General features: G+C 60.5%; 12 protein-coding genes. 1 reads left to right on the top strand and 11 read right to left on the bottom strand.

Features of this window, described 5'->3' with window-relative positions:
• Positions 1-37: 37 nt before the first annotated feature.
• Both crtD and F6X24_RS02540 read right to left on the bottom strand, forming a co-directional pair.
• Positions 38-1540, bottom strand: coding sequence for a 1-hydroxycarotenoid 3,4-desaturase CrtD (crtD, locus tag F6X24_RS02545; RefSeq protein ID WP_229725299.1), 1503 nt, complete (start codon positions 1538-1540; stop codon positions 38-40).
• 73 nt (positions 1541-1613) lie between these two features.
• Positions 1614-2813: a class I SAM-dependent rRNA methyltransferase gene (locus tag F6X24_RS02540; protein ID WP_151086326.1), complete on the bottom strand. Its 1200-nt coding sequence runs from the start codon at positions 2811-2813 to the stop codon at positions 1614-1616.
• Positions 2814-2880: 67 nt separating this feature from the next.
• On the opposite strand from F6X24_RS02540, the gene F6X24_RS02535 reads away from it, so the two are divergent.
• Positions 2881-3345 carry a GNAT family N-acetyltransferase gene (locus F6X24_RS02535; protein ID WP_151086324.1) on the top strand — a complete coding sequence of 155 codons (465 nt, stop codon included), beginning with the start codon at positions 2881-2883 and terminating at the stop codon, positions 3343-3345.
• 15 nt (positions 3346-3360) lie between these two features.
• Here F6X24_RS02535 and F6X24_RS02530 read toward each other — a convergent pair whose 3' ends face one another.
• From F6X24_RS02530 to F6X24_RS02490, 9 genes are all read right to left on the bottom strand, one after another.
• Complete coding sequence (locus tag F6X24_RS02530; protein WP_151086322.1) at positions 3361-3801, bottom strand: SRPBCC family protein; 441 nt, start codon at positions 3799-3801, stop codon at positions 3361-3363.
• Between the two features lie 24 nt (positions 3802-3825).
• Positions 3826-4500 carry a hypothetical protein gene (locus F6X24_RS02525; RefSeq protein ID WP_151086320.1) on the bottom strand — a complete coding sequence of 225 codons (675 nt, stop codon included), beginning with the start codon at positions 4498-4500 and terminating at the stop codon, positions 3826-3828.
• Between the two features lie 6 nt (positions 4501-4506).
• Positions 4507-6222 (bottom strand): hypothetical protein, encoded by a 1716-nt coding sequence (locus tag F6X24_RS02520; RefSeq protein ID WP_151086319.1) that lies wholly within the window; start codon positions 6220-6222, stop codon positions 4507-4509.
• A 25-nt stretch (positions 6223-6247) separates the two neighbouring features.
• A complete protein-coding gene (locus tag F6X24_RS02515) occupies positions 6248-7546 on the bottom strand; it encodes a hypothetical protein (protein ID WP_151086317.1) in 1299 nt (432 codons plus the stop codon).
• A 9-nt stretch (positions 7547-7555) separates the two neighbouring features.
• Positions 7556-11017: a hypothetical protein gene (locus F6X24_RS18840; RefSeq protein ID WP_191906425.1), complete on the bottom strand. Its 3462-nt coding sequence runs from the start codon at positions 11015-11017 to the stop codon at positions 7556-7558.
• An 85-nt stretch (positions 11018-11102) separates the two neighbouring features.
• Positions 11103-12587 carry a hypothetical protein gene (locus F6X24_RS02505; protein ID WP_151086315.1) on the bottom strand — a complete coding sequence of 495 codons (1485 nt, stop codon included), beginning with the start codon at positions 12585-12587 and terminating at the stop codon, positions 11103-11105.
• 132 nt (positions 12588-12719) lie between these two features.
• Positions 12720-13130 carry a hypothetical protein gene (locus F6X24_RS02500; RefSeq protein WP_151086314.1) on the bottom strand — a complete coding sequence of 137 codons (411 nt, stop codon included), beginning with the start codon at positions 13128-13130 and terminating at the stop codon, positions 12720-12722.
• A gap of 11 nt (positions 13131-13141) precedes the next feature.
• Entirely contained in the window at positions 13142-14458 is a 1317-nt protein-coding gene (locus F6X24_RS02495) for a hypothetical protein (RefSeq protein ID WP_151086312.1), read from the bottom strand.
• Positions 14459-14578: 120 nt separating this feature from the next.
• The gene (locus F6X24_RS02490) at positions 14579-17578 is read right to left on the bottom strand and encodes a DEAD/DEAH box helicase (protein ID WP_151086311.1); all 3000 of its coding nucleotides are present in this window, start codon (positions 17576-17578) and stop codon (positions 14579-14581) included.
• Positions 17579-17580: the final 2 nt, after the last annotated feature.

Genomic DNA, 17580 nt, shown 5'->3' with positions numbered 1-17580 from the left:
AGCAATAGAAAATAGTTTTAATTTGTGTTTTTAACTTTTAATTGGAAATGAGTTCGGCTACAATTTTGGCCGAAAGCAGGCACAGCGGAATACCACCGCCCGGATGCACTGAGCCACCGCAAAAGTACAGCCCATTCAGCCGGCTCGAAAAGTTGGGGTGACGTAGAAATGCGGCCAGCGCGTTGTTGCTGGAGCTACCGTACAGCGCCCCGCCAAACGATGAGGTGTCGGCCGCAATGCCGGGCGGAGTCCATATTTTTTCAGCTTTGATAAGGGGCTCAAGCTCAACGCCCAGCGTGCGGCTGAGCTTGGCCAGCACCACCCGGCGGGTTTTGGTGGTCAGCGCCTCCCAGTCCTGGCCCTGGTCGTGGGGCACGTTCACCATCACAAACCAGTTTTCGTGGCCGGCCGGGGCATCAGTGGGCGTTTTTTTAGAAGTAATGTTGACGTACACCGTCACGTCGTCGGCCACGGTCTGCTGCTGGAAGATGGCGTCAAACTCTCGCTTGTAATATTTTGAAAACACTATATTGTGCAAATCCAGCTCGGGGAACTCGCGGGCGATGCCCCAGTAAAAAATCAGGGCCGATGACGAGCGCGGCTGCGCCAGGGTGCGCTCGGGCGCGGGCTGATGCGGCAGCAAGCGGCGGTAGGTGGGCACCACATCCATGTTGCTCACTACCAGGCCGAAATCGTAAACGTCTTGGTCGGTACGCAGGCCGGTGATAAGGGCGCCGGCCGTCAGGATTTCGCGTACCGGCTCGTTGAACCGAAATTTCCCCCCAAACTCTTCGGCCAGCCGGTACAGGCTTTGGGCAATGGCGTAGATGCCGCCTGCGGGATAAAACGCGCCGATGCCATGCTCGAGGTGCGGAATAAGCGAGAGCGTAGCCGGGGCCTGGTACGGGTCGGAGCCGTTGTAGGTAGCATAGCGGTCAAATAGTTGCACTAGCCTGGAATCGTTGCCGAAGGCGCTGGCGTGGCGCTGGTGCATGGTGCCCGTGAGACCCAGGCTGGGCAGCGCCGCTACGGCCTTCAGCGTTTCGGTGCTGAGGTAGGTGCCTAGTTTGTGCAGCGACTTATGCAGAAACGTGCCGGCCGTAGCGTCATACGCCCGCCCGCTGCGGGCCAGAAAATTGGTGACCTGCGCCGCCGGCACCCCGAGCTTTTGCTCGACCTCGGCCGCAAACTTTTCTGCGTCGGCCCAGGCAGTCAGCCGCGTACCGTCGGCAAAAAAATAGTTGGTAATGGGGTCGAGGCGCTCGTAGCGGAAGTAGTCGGTGGGCTCACGGTGGGCCAGCCGGAAAATATCATCTACCAATTGCGGCAGCGTGAAGAGCGACGGCCCGGCGTCGAAGCGGTAGCCGCCCGGCAGCTCAAACTGGTGCATCTTGCCCCCAAACGAGCCGCTGGCCTCGAATACCGTGACCGGGTGCCCGGCAATGGCCAGCCGCGCGGCGGCGGCCAGCCCCGCCACGCCCGCACCGATAATGGCAACGGACTGGCGCGAAGGCGATATTTTTGGCCGTTTCGTAAACACTATACTGTTAATCAACCCCACTAGGCAGAAGTTTGACCAAGCCGATGAAAGGAAGCAAACTACAGCGCTTGCGCTACTCGACGGCCAGCACCAGACCCTTCAGGTACGCCCCTTCGGGGTGAAAGAGGCTCACCGGGTGGTCGGCAGGCTGGGTAAGGCGGTGCAGGATGCGCGCCGGCCGCCCGGCCTCGATGGCGGCGGCCAGTACCGCGCCTTCAAACAGCTCGGGGCTAACCACCTGCGAGCACGAGAAGGTAAAGAGCAGCCCGCCCGGCGCGAGGTGCGCAATGCCGGCCGCGTTCAGGCGCTTGTAGCCCATGAGGGCCGCGTGGCGGGCGCCCAGGTGCTTGGCAAACGCGGGCGGGTCGAGCACCAGCAGGTCGTACTCAGCCGAGTGGCTTTTGAGGAAGGTGAGCACGTCGTCGGGGTAGGCGGCGTGGCGCTCGGGGTGGCTCGACAGCCCGGCGTTGCGCTCGGTGAGGGCGATGGCTTTCTTGCTCGAATCGACGGAATGCACCAGCTCGGCCCCGGCTTCGAGCGCGTAAACCGAGAAGCCCCCCGTGTAGCAAAAGGTATTGAGCACCCGGCGGCCGGGCGAGTAGCGGGCCAGCAGCGCGCGGTTGTCGCGCTGGTCGATGAAGAAGCCGGTTTTCTGCCCCGTTTCCCAATCCACGGCAAACTGGTGGCCATTTTCCGAAACGATATGCTCGTGGCCGCTGCTTTCGCCGAAGAGGTAGCCATTTTTGGCATCGCCTGCGGCGTGGCCGGGTACGGTTTCCGAGCTTTTATCATATATAGCCCGTAGCTTATGGCCAAACACGGCTTGCAGCGCCGCCGCAATGGCGGGCCGGGCGCGGTACATGCCCACACTGTGGGCCTGCACCACCGCCACGTCGCCATACACGTCAATGATAAGGCCGGGCAGGCCATCACCTTCGGCGTGTACCAGCCGGAAAACGTTGGTATCGGCCGTGCCGGTGAGGGACAGGCGCTGGCGTAGGGCGTAGGCATTGGCCAGGCGCTTTTGCCAGAACTCCGCCGTTGGCAGCTCAGCTTCGGGGCCAAAATCGAGCATGCGTACCGCGATGGAGCCGCCACCCGAATAGTGGCCGACGCCGAGCAGCTCGCCGGCCTGGGTTTCGACGCGCACGGCCTCGCCCTCGGCCGGCTCGCCCTGCACGCGGGCAATAGCCCCCGAAAATACCCAGGGGTGGCGGCGGCGCAGCGAGTGGTCTTTTCCGTTTTTGAGGACGATGGTGGCGAAAGTCGGCATAGCTGGCAAAGGTACGGCCCCGGTGGGGCGAACTTTGCCTTGTTCTGGCCATTTTACCCGCTGCCTTATGTCCGCTACGCTTGCTATTCTGAACTACGAGCCCGCGCACCAGCCTGCTTTCCGGGCGCTCAATCAGGAATGGATTTCGCGCTACTTTGCGCTGGAAGCGCCTGATAAGGCCATGCTCGACGACCCCGAAGGCTACATTCTGGCACCAGGCGGCCATATTCTCATGGCAGACTATGCGGGCCAACTGGTAGGCACCTGCGCACTCATCAAAGCGCACGAGGGCGTGTATGAGCTGGCTAAAATGGCGGTATCGCCGCGGGTGCAGGGGCTGGGCATCGGGCGGGCGCTCGGCGAGGCGGCCTTGCAAAAAGCCCGGCAGCTGGGCACGCATCGCGTCGAGCTGCTGTCCAACTCGCAGCTGACTCCGGCCCTGACGCTCTACGAAAAGCTGGGTTTCCGGGCCGTGCCCGTGCCGCCCAGCCCCTATCAGCGGGCCAACGTCAAGATGATAATCGACTTGTAACTAATGCGTTAATTCTTACTTAAACCACTTCCGGTACACGGGCCCGCGCATGCTAAACTGCGCCCACATGGCAGGCCAAATCAGCACATCGAGCCAGCGGCGGCCGGTGCTAAACGTAATATCCTCGACGATGACACTGCCGCCGCCCGGCGCGGGCGCGATGAGGTGGCGGTGCCGCCACTCTCGTAGCGGCGCGGGCAACTGCTGGCCTTCGTCTACGAAGTAACGCGTGCCATCCGGCAAGGTGCCGTTGTCGGTGATGAGCGAGGTCCAGCGCCAGCGCCTGGGGCCGGCTTGCAGCTCGATAATGACCGTGTCGCCGGTACTGCTGCCATCGTAGCGAATTAGATGCAGCTTCGGAAAGGGCGGGGCCAGGGCCACAAACAGCTCGCGGGTGAAGCCGGCCAGCACCTGGGCGGGCGGCTGAGCTACGGGGAAGCGGAGAAGCAAGTGCATAAGTGCTTCCTTATACGGCTCAGGCTAACGCGTAGGCGTGGCATCGAGCGAGCCGATTTTAGGCTGAATCTGGATGATAAAGCGCTTGTTGAGGTGTTCCTGGCTGTAGCCGCTGTAGCGTCCGGCGCCCCGGTACCCGCTACCGGCCGGAATAACCTCAATATTTTTAGGGAACTGAAGGCCGGCTTCCGACCACAGATAGAGTACGGCCAGCGCCCGGTTGTAACTCAGCTCACGAACATTCTGAAGGTCTGAGTTTTGGCTGGAATTCAGCGGAAAGTTAGGATTCATCGCCGCCCGGCCTTCAATGATGACGAGGTACTGAATGCCATCATTGCGCAGGCTTTGTACTTGCCGCAATAAAAACCGCCCCGCATCAATGAGCGGCTGGCGCGCCGCCGGAGGCAGGTCGTAGCGGCCGGGCTGAAACAATACCTCAAAGTTTAGCTCGTAGCGCTTAAAGTCCTTATTATAAGTGAAATACTGCGAATTGTCTAGTCGCTTCAGTGCTTCCTTTATCTCGTCCAGCTTTTTCTTTTCTTTCAGCTGCACTTCCAGCTTGGCGTAGGCGTCTGCCAAGCGGGCTTGCTTGTCCTGAAACAGCTTGTAGCTCAGCACAAAGAGCACGAGCATGGTCAGAAACAACGCCGTCATCAGGTCGACGTAGCTGGGCCAGAAAAAGTCTTTGCTTTGTTTCATAACGCCTTAGCCGACCATGCGTTGAAGCCAGTTGCGCTGGGTGAGCTTTTCGAGCACGGCGTTGGTGCGCTCGGTTTGGCGCAGCAGCTCTTCCTGAATGCGGCGGTTCTGCTCCAGCGGCTGTTGCAGGGCTTGCAGCGCCTCGGCACTACGGCGGGCCTGGGTTTCCTGGAGTTGGTTGAGGGCCTGCTGCTGCGCCGGCAATTGCTGGAACGGCGACAGATACTCCACAATTTTCTGATACACATTGTCTTGGTTGAGCTGGCGGAAGTGCGCCGACCACTGGGCGTGCGCGGCCTGGGCTTCCTGCTCAAACTCCTCGCGGCGGCGCGCCAGCACCTGCTTCATCTGCGCGGCATCTTCGCTCAGCGCCTGCCCCACTCCCTGGCTGATTTTAGCCAGCAGCGCCTGGTGCTCGCCAAAAAACTGGGCCTGCTCCCGGATGCGGGCGTCGTGCTGCGCCAGGTAGCCAGGCACCTGGTTCAGTGCTTTTTCGAGACTGCCCAGGCGGTCGAGCAGGGCCGTGATGGTGCGCGCCGTGTCGGCCCCCTGGCTCACGGCCACGTTGAGGGCCTGCTGGTAGCCCAGAAACTTCTCGAACGAAGCGGCACTCTCATCTACCCGGTCGAATACCTTGATGGTGGCATTGGCCAGCTCAGTGTAGCCGATGGTTTGCAGCTTTTCCAGGAAGTCTTTCTGGATGCTGATATTCTCGGTTATGCGGCTGATGAGCGGGGTAAACTCCGCGATTTTAGCAAAAAAATCAACCTGAATCTTGGAGAAAAAATCCTGGTTGAACGTGTCTAGCACGGCTTTGAGGCTGCTCATGCTGTTCTGCATGTCGGTGTTGAGCCGGGGCAGCAGGGCCTTTTGCAGGAAGTTGTAGTAGCCGTTTTTAAGCCGGTCGCGGGTGGCGCGGGCCGATTTCAGCAGCTGGTTGCCAGCCAGCGTCAGCAGCAGGCCGGTAAAGCTGCCGCTCATGGCGATAAGAATGCCGCCCAGAAAGTGCGTGACGTCGGCGTTGTTGAACGACGACGCGCCCGTGGCGCTGGCCGCAGCGGTCGGCGCCGCTCCGAAAGGATTTACTAAGGCTATCAGCCCCAGAATAGCCCCCAGAAAAGTGCCGAGCAGTCCCAGGTAAAGCGGTGTAGAAAGCTGCGCCTCAATCTCCTGGTCGAGCAGGGCGGTTTCGCGCTCCGATATGTCGCGCAGGGTGTTGAAGTCGGCCGCCGCCCCTTTGTTGGCTTGCAGGTAATCGTTGGTATCGGTAACGATGCGGGCAAACTCGGGGCTGGGCCGAGCCACGGTCAGCGCATCAAACGCAGTCCGGTTGGTTAGGTCGTGCGCCAATTGGAAGTCACCAGCGTTAAGAAATTGAGTTACCGCGCTTTCCGGCTGCTGATTGAAGCTTTCCCATTGATTAGCTGTGCTATTCCATTTGCTTACCTGCACCGTTCCGTCACCCGGCCGTTGCGTTATAGCAAACTCCTCCCCAGGGTAGAAAGCCCAGGCGAAAGAGCTGTGGCCCTGCAGAATCCGCTCTTTAGCAGGCAGGTTGGAAAAGTCATGTTCCGCTACCTCGACCGCTTCTACCCGTAGCTGGGCCACTTCTGGGTACATACCCTGCACCCGCTGAATAAGCCTGCGATTGAGGAAGAATGTATACCCTTGCCAGGCAATAAGCCCCAGAATAAGGACGATTTCGAGTAGCTGTAAAGACATAGTAAATAAACTATATTTTGGGTGCCTAGCTGATGAGAAGCCGCGCCCGCTCTACTACCTGCCAGCCGTTGTCGTGGCGCTCAAGCCTACCCGCTTTCATTGCCGCCACCGACGTAATGCGCCCGCCCAGGGGTGGGTCGTAGTCGAAGAATTTTTGCAGCCGGGTCAGGCCATCACCGATGAGGCGGACCTGGTCTACCTGCGGATTGAGCGTAAAAGTGGCCTGGTCGGGGTTACGCGGGTTTACCGTCAGCATCAGCGCGAGCTGGGGCAGGGGCATATCCACAATTTTGCGCTCCTCTACAAAAGGCGTTTCCTGCACCGGGCCATAGCGCGTGGCGGAGGGAGCAGACGCAGTCGGTGTTTCGACCGGCGCGCCTACCAGCTCTTCGATAGAAATTTCCGTCGGCGGGGCCGGTGGCGGCACAACCGGAGGCGCGCTTTTGGAAGGAGATGCTTTTTTCGGCGGACTAGCCGCCGTACCCGAAAGCTGCTTCTTAAGCTCGTCCAGCTCCTGCCCAAGGCGTTTCAGCTGGGTACTGAGATTCTGATTCTGCTTTTGCAGCTTGCGGTATTCCTGCGAGTTCATGATAAGCGAAGTATCGGGTTCGACCGCTTTTTGGGTGGTATGCGAGTGGGAGTGGTGCCGGGAACTGCGGCGTAGCGACCGGGCCAGCCCCACGCCGGCCAGCGCACCGAGCAGCAGCATTGCAAGCCCCGCCAGCGTAGGCGGCAGACCCAGGTAGCGCGGCTCAAGCTGCGTCACGGTATAAGCCGGAGCAGGCGGCGCTGACGCTCGCTCCGGCTTAGGATGCTGTTCTTCGGCTACCGCTGGCGGCGCAGCAGCTGGTGCTGGGGCTGCCAGGGAGGCCGAATCGGTAGGCTGACTAGAGGCGGCCAATGCCTTGGGTTGCGTGAGCGTAGCGAAAGTGGTTTTTAGCTCCGTCAGCTTCAGGCGGGTCAGGCGGCCTTTTTTACTTTGCTGGCGCTTGCTTATCTCCGTTAGAATGGCTTTCGCCACCTGCTCCGGCGTGGCTTTTGTGCCCGCTCCGATGCTCTTGACCACATCGCCGCGCAGCAACCCCAGCTCCGACTTGTCGGCTGGGGTTGCCAGGCGCCAGTCCTCAAACGCCCCGACCGTAGGCCAGGCGGCTGGCTGCGGCTGCGGCGGCTTGGTATCGGCCCAGATACGGCGCGCGGTAGCGGTCCATATTTTACCCTTCAGGCTATCCTCGGGGCTCGGGGCCGAAACGGTTTGACCTATTCCCGAATGGCCGGTACCCAGCAGCAGCGACAAATACAGGAGCCGATGGCTAATTTTCATAGGCCTGAGTTAGTTAGCCGAGCTATGCAGTACCTGCGACAGCACGTAGAGCGCGTGTTTCAGCGGCAGGAAAAACAGTGTTTCCGGAATTGGCTCACCAGCCGGCAATGTGTTGGCGTAGCGCTGGCGGCCCAGGTTAAAGGAATCGGCCAGGGCAGCGGTTAGCTCGCGGAGCACCAGGCCGGGCGGGTTTTTGATGCCCAGGTTGTGCATTGCCGCCACCAGGTCGGGGTCAGTGAGCAGCAGGGTCAGACACTTCTCCACGTTGGCGAGCACCGCATTCTTCACGTCCTCCGTGATGTCGGTGGGGTAAAGAGGCCGGTTTTCAGCCTGCTCCTCGGTACCGGTGCCCACGGGCTGCACGATGGGCGGCACCTCCGCAGTGCTTTCGGCATCGAGGCCAGTGGCGAGTACGCCACCATTGGCAGTAGTCTGCTTGGGGTCGTCGGCCAGCACTATTTTAAAATTGGCGGGCGCGGGCGTGCCCATTACTTTCGACAGAATGAGGCTGGCTACCTGCTCCAGGGGCCGCAGGTTGGTGGGGCACAGCAGGCGCAGGTAGAGGCTGCCGCGCCCCGTAAAGCACAGGTAGCGCGGCGCGGCCAGCCCCCGCAGGGCCGTTACCTGCCCCAGATGGTACACGATGGCTCCGAAGTGCAGGTAAAACAGCACCCGCAGGTGCTGAGCCAGCAGTAGCCGCTCGCCAAACTGGAACTCGCGCTCGTAGTTAAAGAGCAGACTAGCAACCTCCTCCGAGCCGAAGGCCGGATTGGCTTCAACCACGGCCAGGCACTTCACGGCCAGCTCGGCGGCTTTGGTCTGGGGCAGCGGGTGAGCCTTGATGCTATCGAGGCCGAAGCGCACGAGGCCGTTGTCTTTGGTGCCGCGCACGTCGGCCGCACCGTCGCCCCATAGCTCATTGCCCGCAAAGCGAAACGACGTACTGAAGGCCGGATGGTGCTTGCGCGGGCCCGTGGGGTTGGCCGTCTGGTCTGAATAAAACAGCACGTCGGAGGTGCCGCCGCCGATGTCGATAAACGCCGCATTCTCGCCGGGGCCGGGCGTGACGAGCCCGCGCCGGGTCAGGAAAAAATAGGGAGCCGACGACTCGGGCAAGTATGTGGTGCCGCGGCTGGTGTGAAAAATCTCCTTAAACAGCGTATCCCACTCGCGCTGGTACAGGTCGCGGCTGAAGGCCGAGAAGCTGAGCGGTGCGAACCACACCACCTGCGTAGCCGAAACATTTCCGCCGTGCGCTGCCGCTTTGTACTTGAACAAGAGCAGCATCTCCCGGAAAAACATCCGCACCCGGTGGCGGGCGGCCTCACTGGTATCGCCCCACTTCAGGTTGGTATGGTACGAGTCGTTGGTTTCCTCTTCCGTATTAATGCCGAAGCCCACGTTGACGTTGGCCAGCAGGCGCGGCGTTTCGATAGAGAAGCCCGGCGCTTCGCTGGTGGCCGTGCGAATGGGAAACTGGTAGGGCGACCCGCCCGCCCCCACGAACGAGGGCACAAATTCGCGCTGCTGGTAGCGCTGCCAGCGCCGCAGCTGAATGCCGTGCGCCGGGTCTTCCTCAATGCCCCGGTACAGCTGCTCGTACGCCTGATAATCGGTTTCCTCCGAAGACTTTTTCAACAAGGCTACGGCCGAATCTTCCGGACCAAAATTGAACGGCTGCGGCGGCTGGCTGGGGCCATCGTGGTAGGCCACGTGCGTATTGGTAGTGCCAAAGTCGATGGCAAAGCGGAACTCCTTGGTGCCCTGGCGCACCTCGCGCCACCTGGGTACCACGAGCGCCTGCCCGGCGGCCGGCGCGGGGCTGCTCACCACCACGTAGTCGAAGGGGGTGCCCTTTACTTCGTAGTAGGTGCTTCCTTCGTCGGTGCTGGTTTTGGGCGTGCGGCGGTAGGCCGTGGCGCTCTGCTCGGTGCCGCTGGCCGACAGCAGCCGGCCCTGCACCCCAAATTGCAGTTCTACCGGCTTGTGCACCAGGCTGGGGTCGATGTTATTGGCATCGACCAGCATTACTTTATAAAAGTCGTTGAGCTGGGGCGCGTCCGCGATTTTTACGAAGGGGAAAACCGATAGCCCGATGTTGGTTACCAGCAGGCGGCCCAGGCCCTCGGTGCGCGGATTGGGATAGTAGGCGCGCTCGTAGTCGACGGTGAAGCCGCCCGCCACCGGAATGCGCAGGCGCACCCGCACGCAGGCCGGGTCCAGCTCCAGCGTGAGCTGGGTGGCCAGCTCAGCCGCCGTGAAGTAGTCGAAATACAGCGGCTTCACCGGCAGCAGCGGCCAGCACGTGGGTTTGTAGCCGGGTGCGGTTTTGAGCTGGCCGGTCACGAAGCGGCTGCTATCGACCTCATACGGCACGGTGAGCAGCGTTTCTTCCAGCAGGTCGTTGAGCGTCAGGTAAGGGTAGGCCAATTCGGGGCCGGGCAGGGTACGGTCGGCCAGGGCGCGGGCGTCGGCGGCGGGCACTTTGGTGCCGCTGTCGCCCAGCAGCGAGTTGTTGTAATAAAACTTGCCGGGCACCTGCAGGCCGGGGCGCAGCACGAGCGGCAACGGGTTGGGCAGCGGCCAGCCGGGCACCGGCACGCGGTCGGGCCGGATGGTGAAGTCGGAATTGCGAATCACGCCCTCATCGGGACGCACGCGCACGGGCACGCCGGCCACCGCCACCGGGTTGCCAACCTGGTCGGTGAGCAGCGGGTAGTCGGCCAGCTGGGCGTTGCCATCCAGGCCCCACTTATTCAAAATATTGGCATCGAGCGCATTGCGCACCGCCGGGGCCAGCCGGGCCAGCGCCGGGTCGGCCACAAATTGCTGGTAGATGAAGTCCTGAAATGCCTGCTCGCGCTGGTTCAGGGCCACGTAGCGGCCATCGAAATAGTGGCCGCCGCCCTCGGGCCGCTGCACCGGCAGCGTTCGCACGGCCGGCGCTGGGAAGAACAGCGTGAGTGGCGAGGTGCCGCCCAGCAGTTGCGGCGCTTCCTGGGGGGTAGCACCGGGAAAATACAGCAGGTTGAGGTCGGTGATGGGGGCAAAGCGCTTGTCGTTCAGATAAAGCGCCAGTGCCTGCGCAAGCGGCTTGGTTTGTGGATTGGCTTCCAGACGAGCCAGCTCGGCGGCCTTATTCCAGGTGCGCACGCTCAGGCGCTGGCCCGACTGCCGCCGCTGAAAGTAGTTGAATACCAGCTCCCACAAATCCCAGAACTGGCCCACCAGCCGGTGATGCACCGTGTCGGTGGGGCCGGTAGCGCTGCCCACGTAGGCCAGCGCCGTTTCTACCAGGTGCAGACGGGCAAACGGCGACGGAATAGCCACTGCCACGCGCTCGGCCCGGCCGCCCTCGGGGTCGAGAATGCCGCTGGGACCATCAATCTCATTTTTGCCGATTTTGCCGGTGCGGCCCCAGCCTTCGTGAGTGCTGGAACCCGTGCGGTGCAGGCGAAGTATCTTGGCCATAAGGTTTATAAGCGAGTAGCTGGCGGTACTTAGCCGGCAGCTTTCTTCTGATTTTTAGTAAGCTAAATTGCCCGGCGCATGGCCCTTACGAGTATTGCAGCTTGGTGTCGACAACCTTTTCGGTAGCCTTGTTGAAGGCTTCCACCAGCCAGCGCAGCGCACGGGGCGCATCGGGGTTGTCAAGGTTGGTTTTCCCCACGGCGTCGTTCAGCTCAGCGCGGATTACATCATCGGTCAGCCCTTTATTGAAGAAGCTGGTCGCAATGGTTTTATCCGCTACCATCTTATTAAAGTCGGTTTCGTCGGGGTGCAGGGCGCCGAAGCGGCGCTCGCTCACGCCCAGCTCGCGTAGCCAGCTTTCGTACTCCGTAAAGAAATCGGTGAGGTCGGCCAGCGGGCCGGTGCTGGCGGGCAAATGCTGGCCCAGCTTACCGCCTTTATAAAGCGGCGCGTTTTTCTCTTCGAGTAAATGCTGCCGGAAGTACCGGGCGAAATAGTGAAACTGAATCATGGGCCGGGCTACTTCGCGGCGTAGCGCGGGTGGCAGCTGCCCGAAGTCAACCGTTGGCTCGTCGCTCTTCAAGCCAAATTCGTGGTAAGCCGGACTGCCGCGGTCGAGCTGACTGGCGGGCTGCCCCAAAAAGTGCGGAATGGAAAGTGCTCCTAGCAGCTCAATCAAGTGTGCTTGGTTGCGCTGCTCGGCGCGGCCGGGGTTGTTGGGCAGCGGCTGGCCGGCCTGGTCGCCGAGGTAGTACATGGCCTCCAGGCCTTCGAGGTGCTCGGCGTAGTAGCTCAGCGCCGTCTTGGTTTTGGTAATGAAGGTATTGGAGTCGATAAAATCCTGACCGTTCTTCTTCTCTTCGGCTGAAGGCTGCTGGAGCTTGAAGTAAGGTAGCAGCACCAGTGCCCCGGCCGGCACGGCGGCCCGCACCGAAGGCTGCGGCAGGTCTACCCCAGGGTCGCGCAGGTTCTTGACCAGCAGCGGAAAGCCTGCCGCGCCGGTGCCGCCAAAAATGCTGCTGATAAAAAATACCCGGTCGTCGGAGTTCAGGCTCTGGGCCAGGTAGCGCATTTCTTTGGCCTGCACCAGGGAGTTCAGTACCACGCTGCCCACGTTGGGCGAGCCCCGGAAGCCAAGGTCGAGGCTGGCATTGAGGCTGTCGGGGGTGAAGAGCAGGTCCAGCAAGCCCCGCGTCTCAACCGAAGTCTCGTTGTAGTGCATGAAGTCCTTAAACGACTGATTGATACCGCCAAAGTCGTACACAAACGAGTCGCGCAGGCCTTCCACGCCCGAGGTGTTAAGCTGAGCCAGGGTGGTGAGCGGCTGCCCAAAAAAGCCTTCGCCTTTGACATGCTGCCCATCCTGGTGTAGCGCGTTGTGGATGCGGGCATAGCGCTTAAGCAGGTCGACGGTGCGGGTTACGTCGCCGTTCTGGGTATCGGGGTCTACCAGCACGGGTACTACCTGGTCGCAATCGGGCAGGCGCATACCCGCAGCCAGCAGCATAGTGAGGGAGCGCAGCACCCGCGCGCCGGTGCCGCCCACGGCAAAAATGAAAAGACGAGCCAAAGCTTTCTAATATGGTAATGTGATAGATGAGATGAATGTGCAGCATGTAAAAACGTATGGAATGTGATAAGCTTACTTAAAAAGCGTGTGCCATTTGCACATCTCCCACACTTAATACATCCCGCACATCAGCTAAAACGGCGTGCGGCGGGCGTGATTGGACCCCCACTTCAAAATCAACGAGAAGAGAACAAACCATAACGGCGCTACCAATGTGTTGGTAATGATGAAATAGCGCATGTAGGGGTCGCGTACTGCTTCTGCGCCTATGCTTACGCGGTAGGCCAGCAGCGCCCCCAGGCCGGCCACCAGCAGCAGCACCAGCAGCCAATGCGTAGGCCGATACCAACCCTGATGAGTGAGGGCTGGCACGGCATGATTGAATATATAGTAAAAAACCACTACCAGCGCCAGCGCAGTTAGCAGGGTATAAAAGCCAGCAGTGTTAAAAATCTCGGCCTTATAAAGCCCGTACATCGGCGATTTACGGTCGTAAAACAGTTCGATTCCGTTGGTATAGAGGCTGTTAAAGAATTGCTGCATGGAAAGGAAAGTTATTGCTGAGCAAGGGTGAAAGAGGCGGTGAAAACGGGTGGTGAAGTCTGTGGAAAAGCTTCGCGCACGCCGTTCATAATCTCAGTGAGGCGGTAGGTGTGCGGCACCGGACCGGGCTGGTTATCGTTTTCGGTGCTACGCTGGGCTACCCAGGCCGGGATACCCGGCGCGGGCAGCGATAGCCGGAGCTGACCACCCGCCTTAGGGAAGTCGCTGAGATGCAGGCGCAACGTGTGAGTATAAGCTTGCAGCTGGGGCACACCGGCGGTTGTTTTAATGGAGTTGGGCAGCAGCGTTACACTGCCATCGGGCACCTGGGCCTGCAAGTTGTGCGCCAGAAAAGCCGGCTCGCGCCAGGCGGCCGGCAATTGGCGCAGGTCGAGGGCCACGGTAAAGTCTACGCCCTGCTTAACGGAGGAAACGTCCAGATTCGTACTTACCCCGGCCCCGCTGTATGAAATGGAACCGCCACCGCCCGGCGCGAGTGGGCTGGTAGCCGGCACCTGCGTAAGCACCGCCGCGTAAGGCACAGCAGGGAAGGTTAGGCCAAAATAAGCCTGCTGGGTAGCGGCCGAAGGCGCGGGCAACACCTCGTTGAGGTAGCGAGCCACGGCAGTAGGCGGCCCGATTACCCAGATGTAGTATGGCATACTCTCGCCCTTTAGCACTACTTGCTTGCGCGGCGTCTTCACGGCCGGGAAGAAGTTGCCATAAAACCGGGAGGTTTCGCCGAGTACGGCTACGGCCAATTGCTTTTTGGTAACCGACGTCAGGGCACTAGCGATTTTTACGTCTATTAGTGCCGTAGCACGTGGGTCTTGCGGACCGTATATAAAATCGGAAATGACGACGCTAACATGCTCCGTAGCATGGGGAAGCGCCAGGATACCTTCGAGCATTGTAGGCAGTTCCGTTCCAAGGGCTGCCTGCCGGGTATCGCCCTGCACTACCTGCTGAAACTGCTCATAAGTGCGCGACGCTGGTTGCTTGTTTAGTGAAAGCCAGAAATTTGCATGCTCCATCGCCGGGCTACTATTCGTTCGCAAAGCCAGTAAGCTGATGCGCTGCTGAAAAGCAGTGGGTGGTGTAGCTGCGTTATTGGCTGGCATAAAGCCCCGCATACCGCCCGAAAGCTCCAAAAAAACGTTGGCCTGCAAGGGCAATGCCTTGGTATCAGCTGCCACTCTGGGCTTTACCGTGGCCGTTGTTGGAGCGGTAGTAGATTGGGGAGAGTCGTCCTTGACTTCCCCGCAGCTGCTAAGCAGGGCGCTACCAAGAGTAAAAGTCAGAAAAGCCGCCGAAAGGTGGTTGCGCATACGCCAGAAGGAAAGGCCGGCAACTACTGTCGCCGTTACAGACGCAAGTAACGGCTTTTAGCGGAATGAGGATATACTTGCCTGGCCCCTTGTGGTCTAAAGAGGCCAGTTTTACCGGCCTTACCCCAGCAGCTCCTCAATATCCTCCCGCGTCAGCGACTTTATCACGGCTTCGTCGGTCGTTATCAAGTCGCTGACCAGCTTGAGCTTGCGCTTCTGTAGAGCCAATATTTTCTCCTCTACCGTGTTCTGGCTGATGAATTTGTACACGAATACCGGCCGTTGCTGGCCAATGCGGTGGGCGCGGTCGATGGCCTGGGCCTCTACGGCTGGGTTCCACCACGGGTCGAGGATGAAGACGTAGTCGGCCGCCGTGAGGTTGAGGCCCACGCCACCGGCTTTGAGGCTGATAAGGAAGATTTGCAGGTCGGGGTCTTCCTGAAAGCGCGCTACTTCACCCTGGCGGTCGCGGGTGTGGCCGTCGAGGTAGGCGTAGGCCAGCTGCCGCTCGTCGAGGCCGGCGCGCACCAAACTCAGGTGTTGCACAAACTGGCTGAATACTAATACTTTGTGTCCTTCGGCTACCACGCTGCGAATCATGCGCAGAATCTCCCGCATCTTGCCCGACTCGCCGGTGTACTTCTCATCGGCCAGGCGCGGGTGGTTGGCAATCTGGCGCAGGCGCGTGAGGCCCTGCAAAAGCATCAGCTGGGTACCGCCGACCGGGGTTGGGGCGTGGCCATCGAGCGTTTCCAGAATTTTATTGCGGTAAAAGCTCTTGGTTTCTTCGTAAAACTGCTGCTGCTCGTCGGTGAGCGGGCAATAGCTGAGGTGTTCGGTTTTGGCAGGCAGCTCGCTGGCTACCTGCGCTTTGTGCCGGCGCAATACGAAGGGCTTGATGAGCGCGTGCAGCTTGCGGGTGCGGCTCTCGTCCTGATGCTTTTCAATGGGCTTCACAAATTCCTTGCGGAAAAATGCCTGGGTGCCCAGCAAGCCAGGGTTGATAAACGACATCTGCGACCACAAGTCCATGGTGCTGTTCTCAACCGGCGTGCCGGTAAGAATAAGCCGATGCCGCGCCCGCAGCTGCCGCACGGCCTGCGCCGTGGTCGAGCTGGGGTTTTTAATGGCCTGCGACTCGTCCAGAATAACGTAGTCGAACTGGTACGAGGCTAGCAGCTCGGTATCGAGGCGCACAATGCCGTAGCTGGTCAGCACCACGTCGTAATCGGCAAACTGAGCTACGTCTTTGGTGCGATACGTACCAGTGTAGGCCAGCAGCCGCAGGCTGGGCGTAAACTTGCGGGCTTCATTTATCCAGTTGTGTACCAATGAGGTAGGTAGTACCAGTAGCGAAGCCGCGCCGTTGGCCGCGCCGCTTTCCTTGCGCTCCATCAGCATCACCAGGGCTTGCACCGACTTGCCCAGGCCCATATCGTCGGCCAGGCAGCCGCCGAGGTGGTAGTCTTGCACAAAGCGCAGCCAGTTGTAGCCGGCCTGCTGATAAGGCCGTAAAGTGCCCCGAAAGCCTGTCGGCAGTGGCCGGTCTTCCACGGCAGCAAAGTCGCGCAGCTTTTCGAGCCGGCGCGTCAGCGTCACGGTCGCCAGGTTATCCTGTTCTAAATCAGTAATCAGCGAAAGGTGATGGCGGCGCAGAGCCAGCGGCTGGCCCTCGCTTTCCTCGGCAAAAGCAAATAGCTCGAGGTAGTCGGTAAACCACTCGTCGGGAATGAAGGCCACCTGGCCATTGGGAAGGCGGTACTCGCGGCGGCGCTGCAAAATATAGGGCCGCAGGCGAATAAACGGTACCGCAAACTCGCCAAACCACACCGTGCCGCGCACATCAAACCAATCGCCGCGCTCCTCAATACCCACATCAACCCGTACCGGGCCAATGAAATAATCCTGGCTGGCCGAGGCCGCGCCCTGCACCTGGTAGCCCAGCTCCGACAGCGCGGGCGCGTTGTCGTGCAGCCAGCGGAAAGCTTCGGCTTTGGGTAAGGCCGCGTGGCCATCGGCATCGAGCGGCAGGCCGCGCTGGCGCAGCACATCGGCCCGCTCGTTTTCTTCCTTCGCCGAGCGGAGTAGGCGGCGGAATATATAGGAATCCGCATCCTCTTCCAGCTGCACGCTCATGGGGCGCGGCGGCGTCAGCGGTAAGTCATAAGCGCCGTAGCGAAACGTGAGCGTGAAAAAGAGCGGGGCTTCGTCGGTGCCCAGGCCGGGCACTACTACGGGCTTGGGCAGCGGCACCCGCCCGCGCCGGGGCGGGCCAGGCGGGCGCACGGGCACTACCGGGGCACCGGCTGGCGGCCCCGCCGGCACATCAGAAAACGTAAGCTGCGGCCGGGCCAGGTAGCGCTCAGTGCGAATGTCGAAGCCGCGCGCGTGCACGTCAAACGACTCCATGAGCGGGGCCACGAATTTCTGGAAATAGCTCTTCTCCACGGCGCGGGGCACCATGATAAACTTCTTATTCAGAAAGGGTTGCAGCTTGCGCCCATCTACATCGTGCCGGAAGCAGTAGAGCACGTCATCGACGAGTAGCCAGGCCGGCTGCTGGCACACCAGCACGGCGTTCTTAAACTGAAAGTCCAGCTTTTGATTCTGGTATTGAATAGTAGGAAAGTAGTGCGTGCTTTCCTCATTGCGCCGAAAGTGAAACAGCACCGAGGCTGGTGTAGGCGCCAGCTTCAGCTCGCGCCAGGTGGGCTCGCCATCGCGTCCCATAATGAAAACCTGCTTGCCCTGCAACCCCGCCAGCAGCCGGCCCAGGCGCGACTGCACGTAGCGCGCAATGGCTTCCTGCATGGGCTTGTCGCCTTTCTCCGCATTGTAGATTTTCAGGAAAAACTCGGCCGGCGTTATTTTACGGGGCCAGAATTCCTTGATAACCGCATCTTGCTGCAGCTGGTCGCAGAGCGCAATCAGCTCGTAGTCGTCGCGCTCCAGGCCATCCGCAAACTCAGGCGCGTTTTTAACCGAAATCGTTTGGTGCTGCAGCGTCAGCTGGCCGCGGGGGCCCAGCTGCACCACGTGCGCCGTAAATAAATGGCCCAGATACTCGTGCGCGAACAGCGAGTAAACAAGTTGAAAAGGTTGCGCAGTAGAAACATTCATAG

It is taken from the genome of Hymenobacter baengnokdamensis (assembly GCF_008728635.1).
Classification (GTDB): domain Bacteria; phylum Bacteroidota; class Bacteroidia; order Cytophagales; family Hymenobacteraceae; genus Hymenobacter; species Hymenobacter baengnokdamensis.
Note: the sequence above shows the minus strand (reverse complement) of the source record. Positions and strands in the feature narration are given on the sequence as shown.

Excerpts from the sequence above, each read along its gene's own strand:
- F6X24_RS02540 (WP_151086326.1), bottom strand. The coding sequence starts at position 2,813 with ATGCCGACTTTCGCCACCATCGTCCTCAAAAACGGAAAAGACCACTCG.
- F6X24_RS02535 (WP_151086324.1), top strand. The coding sequence starts at position 2,881 with ATGTCCGCTACGCTTGCTATTCTGAACTACGAGCCCGCGCACCAGCCT.
- F6X24_RS02530 (WP_151086322.1), bottom strand. The coding sequence starts at position 3,801 with ATGCACTTGCTTCTCCGCTTCCCCGTAGCTCAGCCGCCCGCCCAGGTG.
- F6X24_RS02525 (WP_151086320.1), bottom strand. The coding sequence starts at position 4,500 with ATGAAACAAAGCAAAGACTTTTTCTGGCCCAGCTACGTCGACCTGATG.
- F6X24_RS02520 (WP_151086319.1), bottom strand. The coding sequence starts at position 6,222 with ATGTCTTTACAGCTACTCGAAATCGTCCTTATTCTGGGGCTTATTGCC.
- F6X24_RS02515 (WP_151086317.1), bottom strand. The coding sequence starts at position 7,546 with ATGAAAATTAGCCATCGGCTCCTGTATTTGTCGCTGCTGCTGGGTACC.
- F6X24_RS18840 (WP_191906425.1), bottom strand. The coding sequence starts at position 11,017 with ATGGCCAAGATACTTCGCCTGCACCGCACGGGTTCCAGCACTCACGAA.
- F6X24_RS02500 (WP_151086314.1), bottom strand. The coding sequence starts at position 13,130 with ATGCAGCAATTCTTTAACAGCCTCTATACCAACGGAATCGAACTGTTT.
- F6X24_RS02495 (WP_151086312.1), bottom strand. The coding sequence starts at position 14,458 with ATGCGCAACCACCTTTCGGCGGCTTTTCTGACTTTTACTCTTGGTAGC.
- F6X24_RS02490 (WP_151086311.1), bottom strand. The coding sequence starts at position 17,578 with ATGAATGTTTCTACTGCGCAACCTTTTCAACTTGTTTACTCGCTGTTC.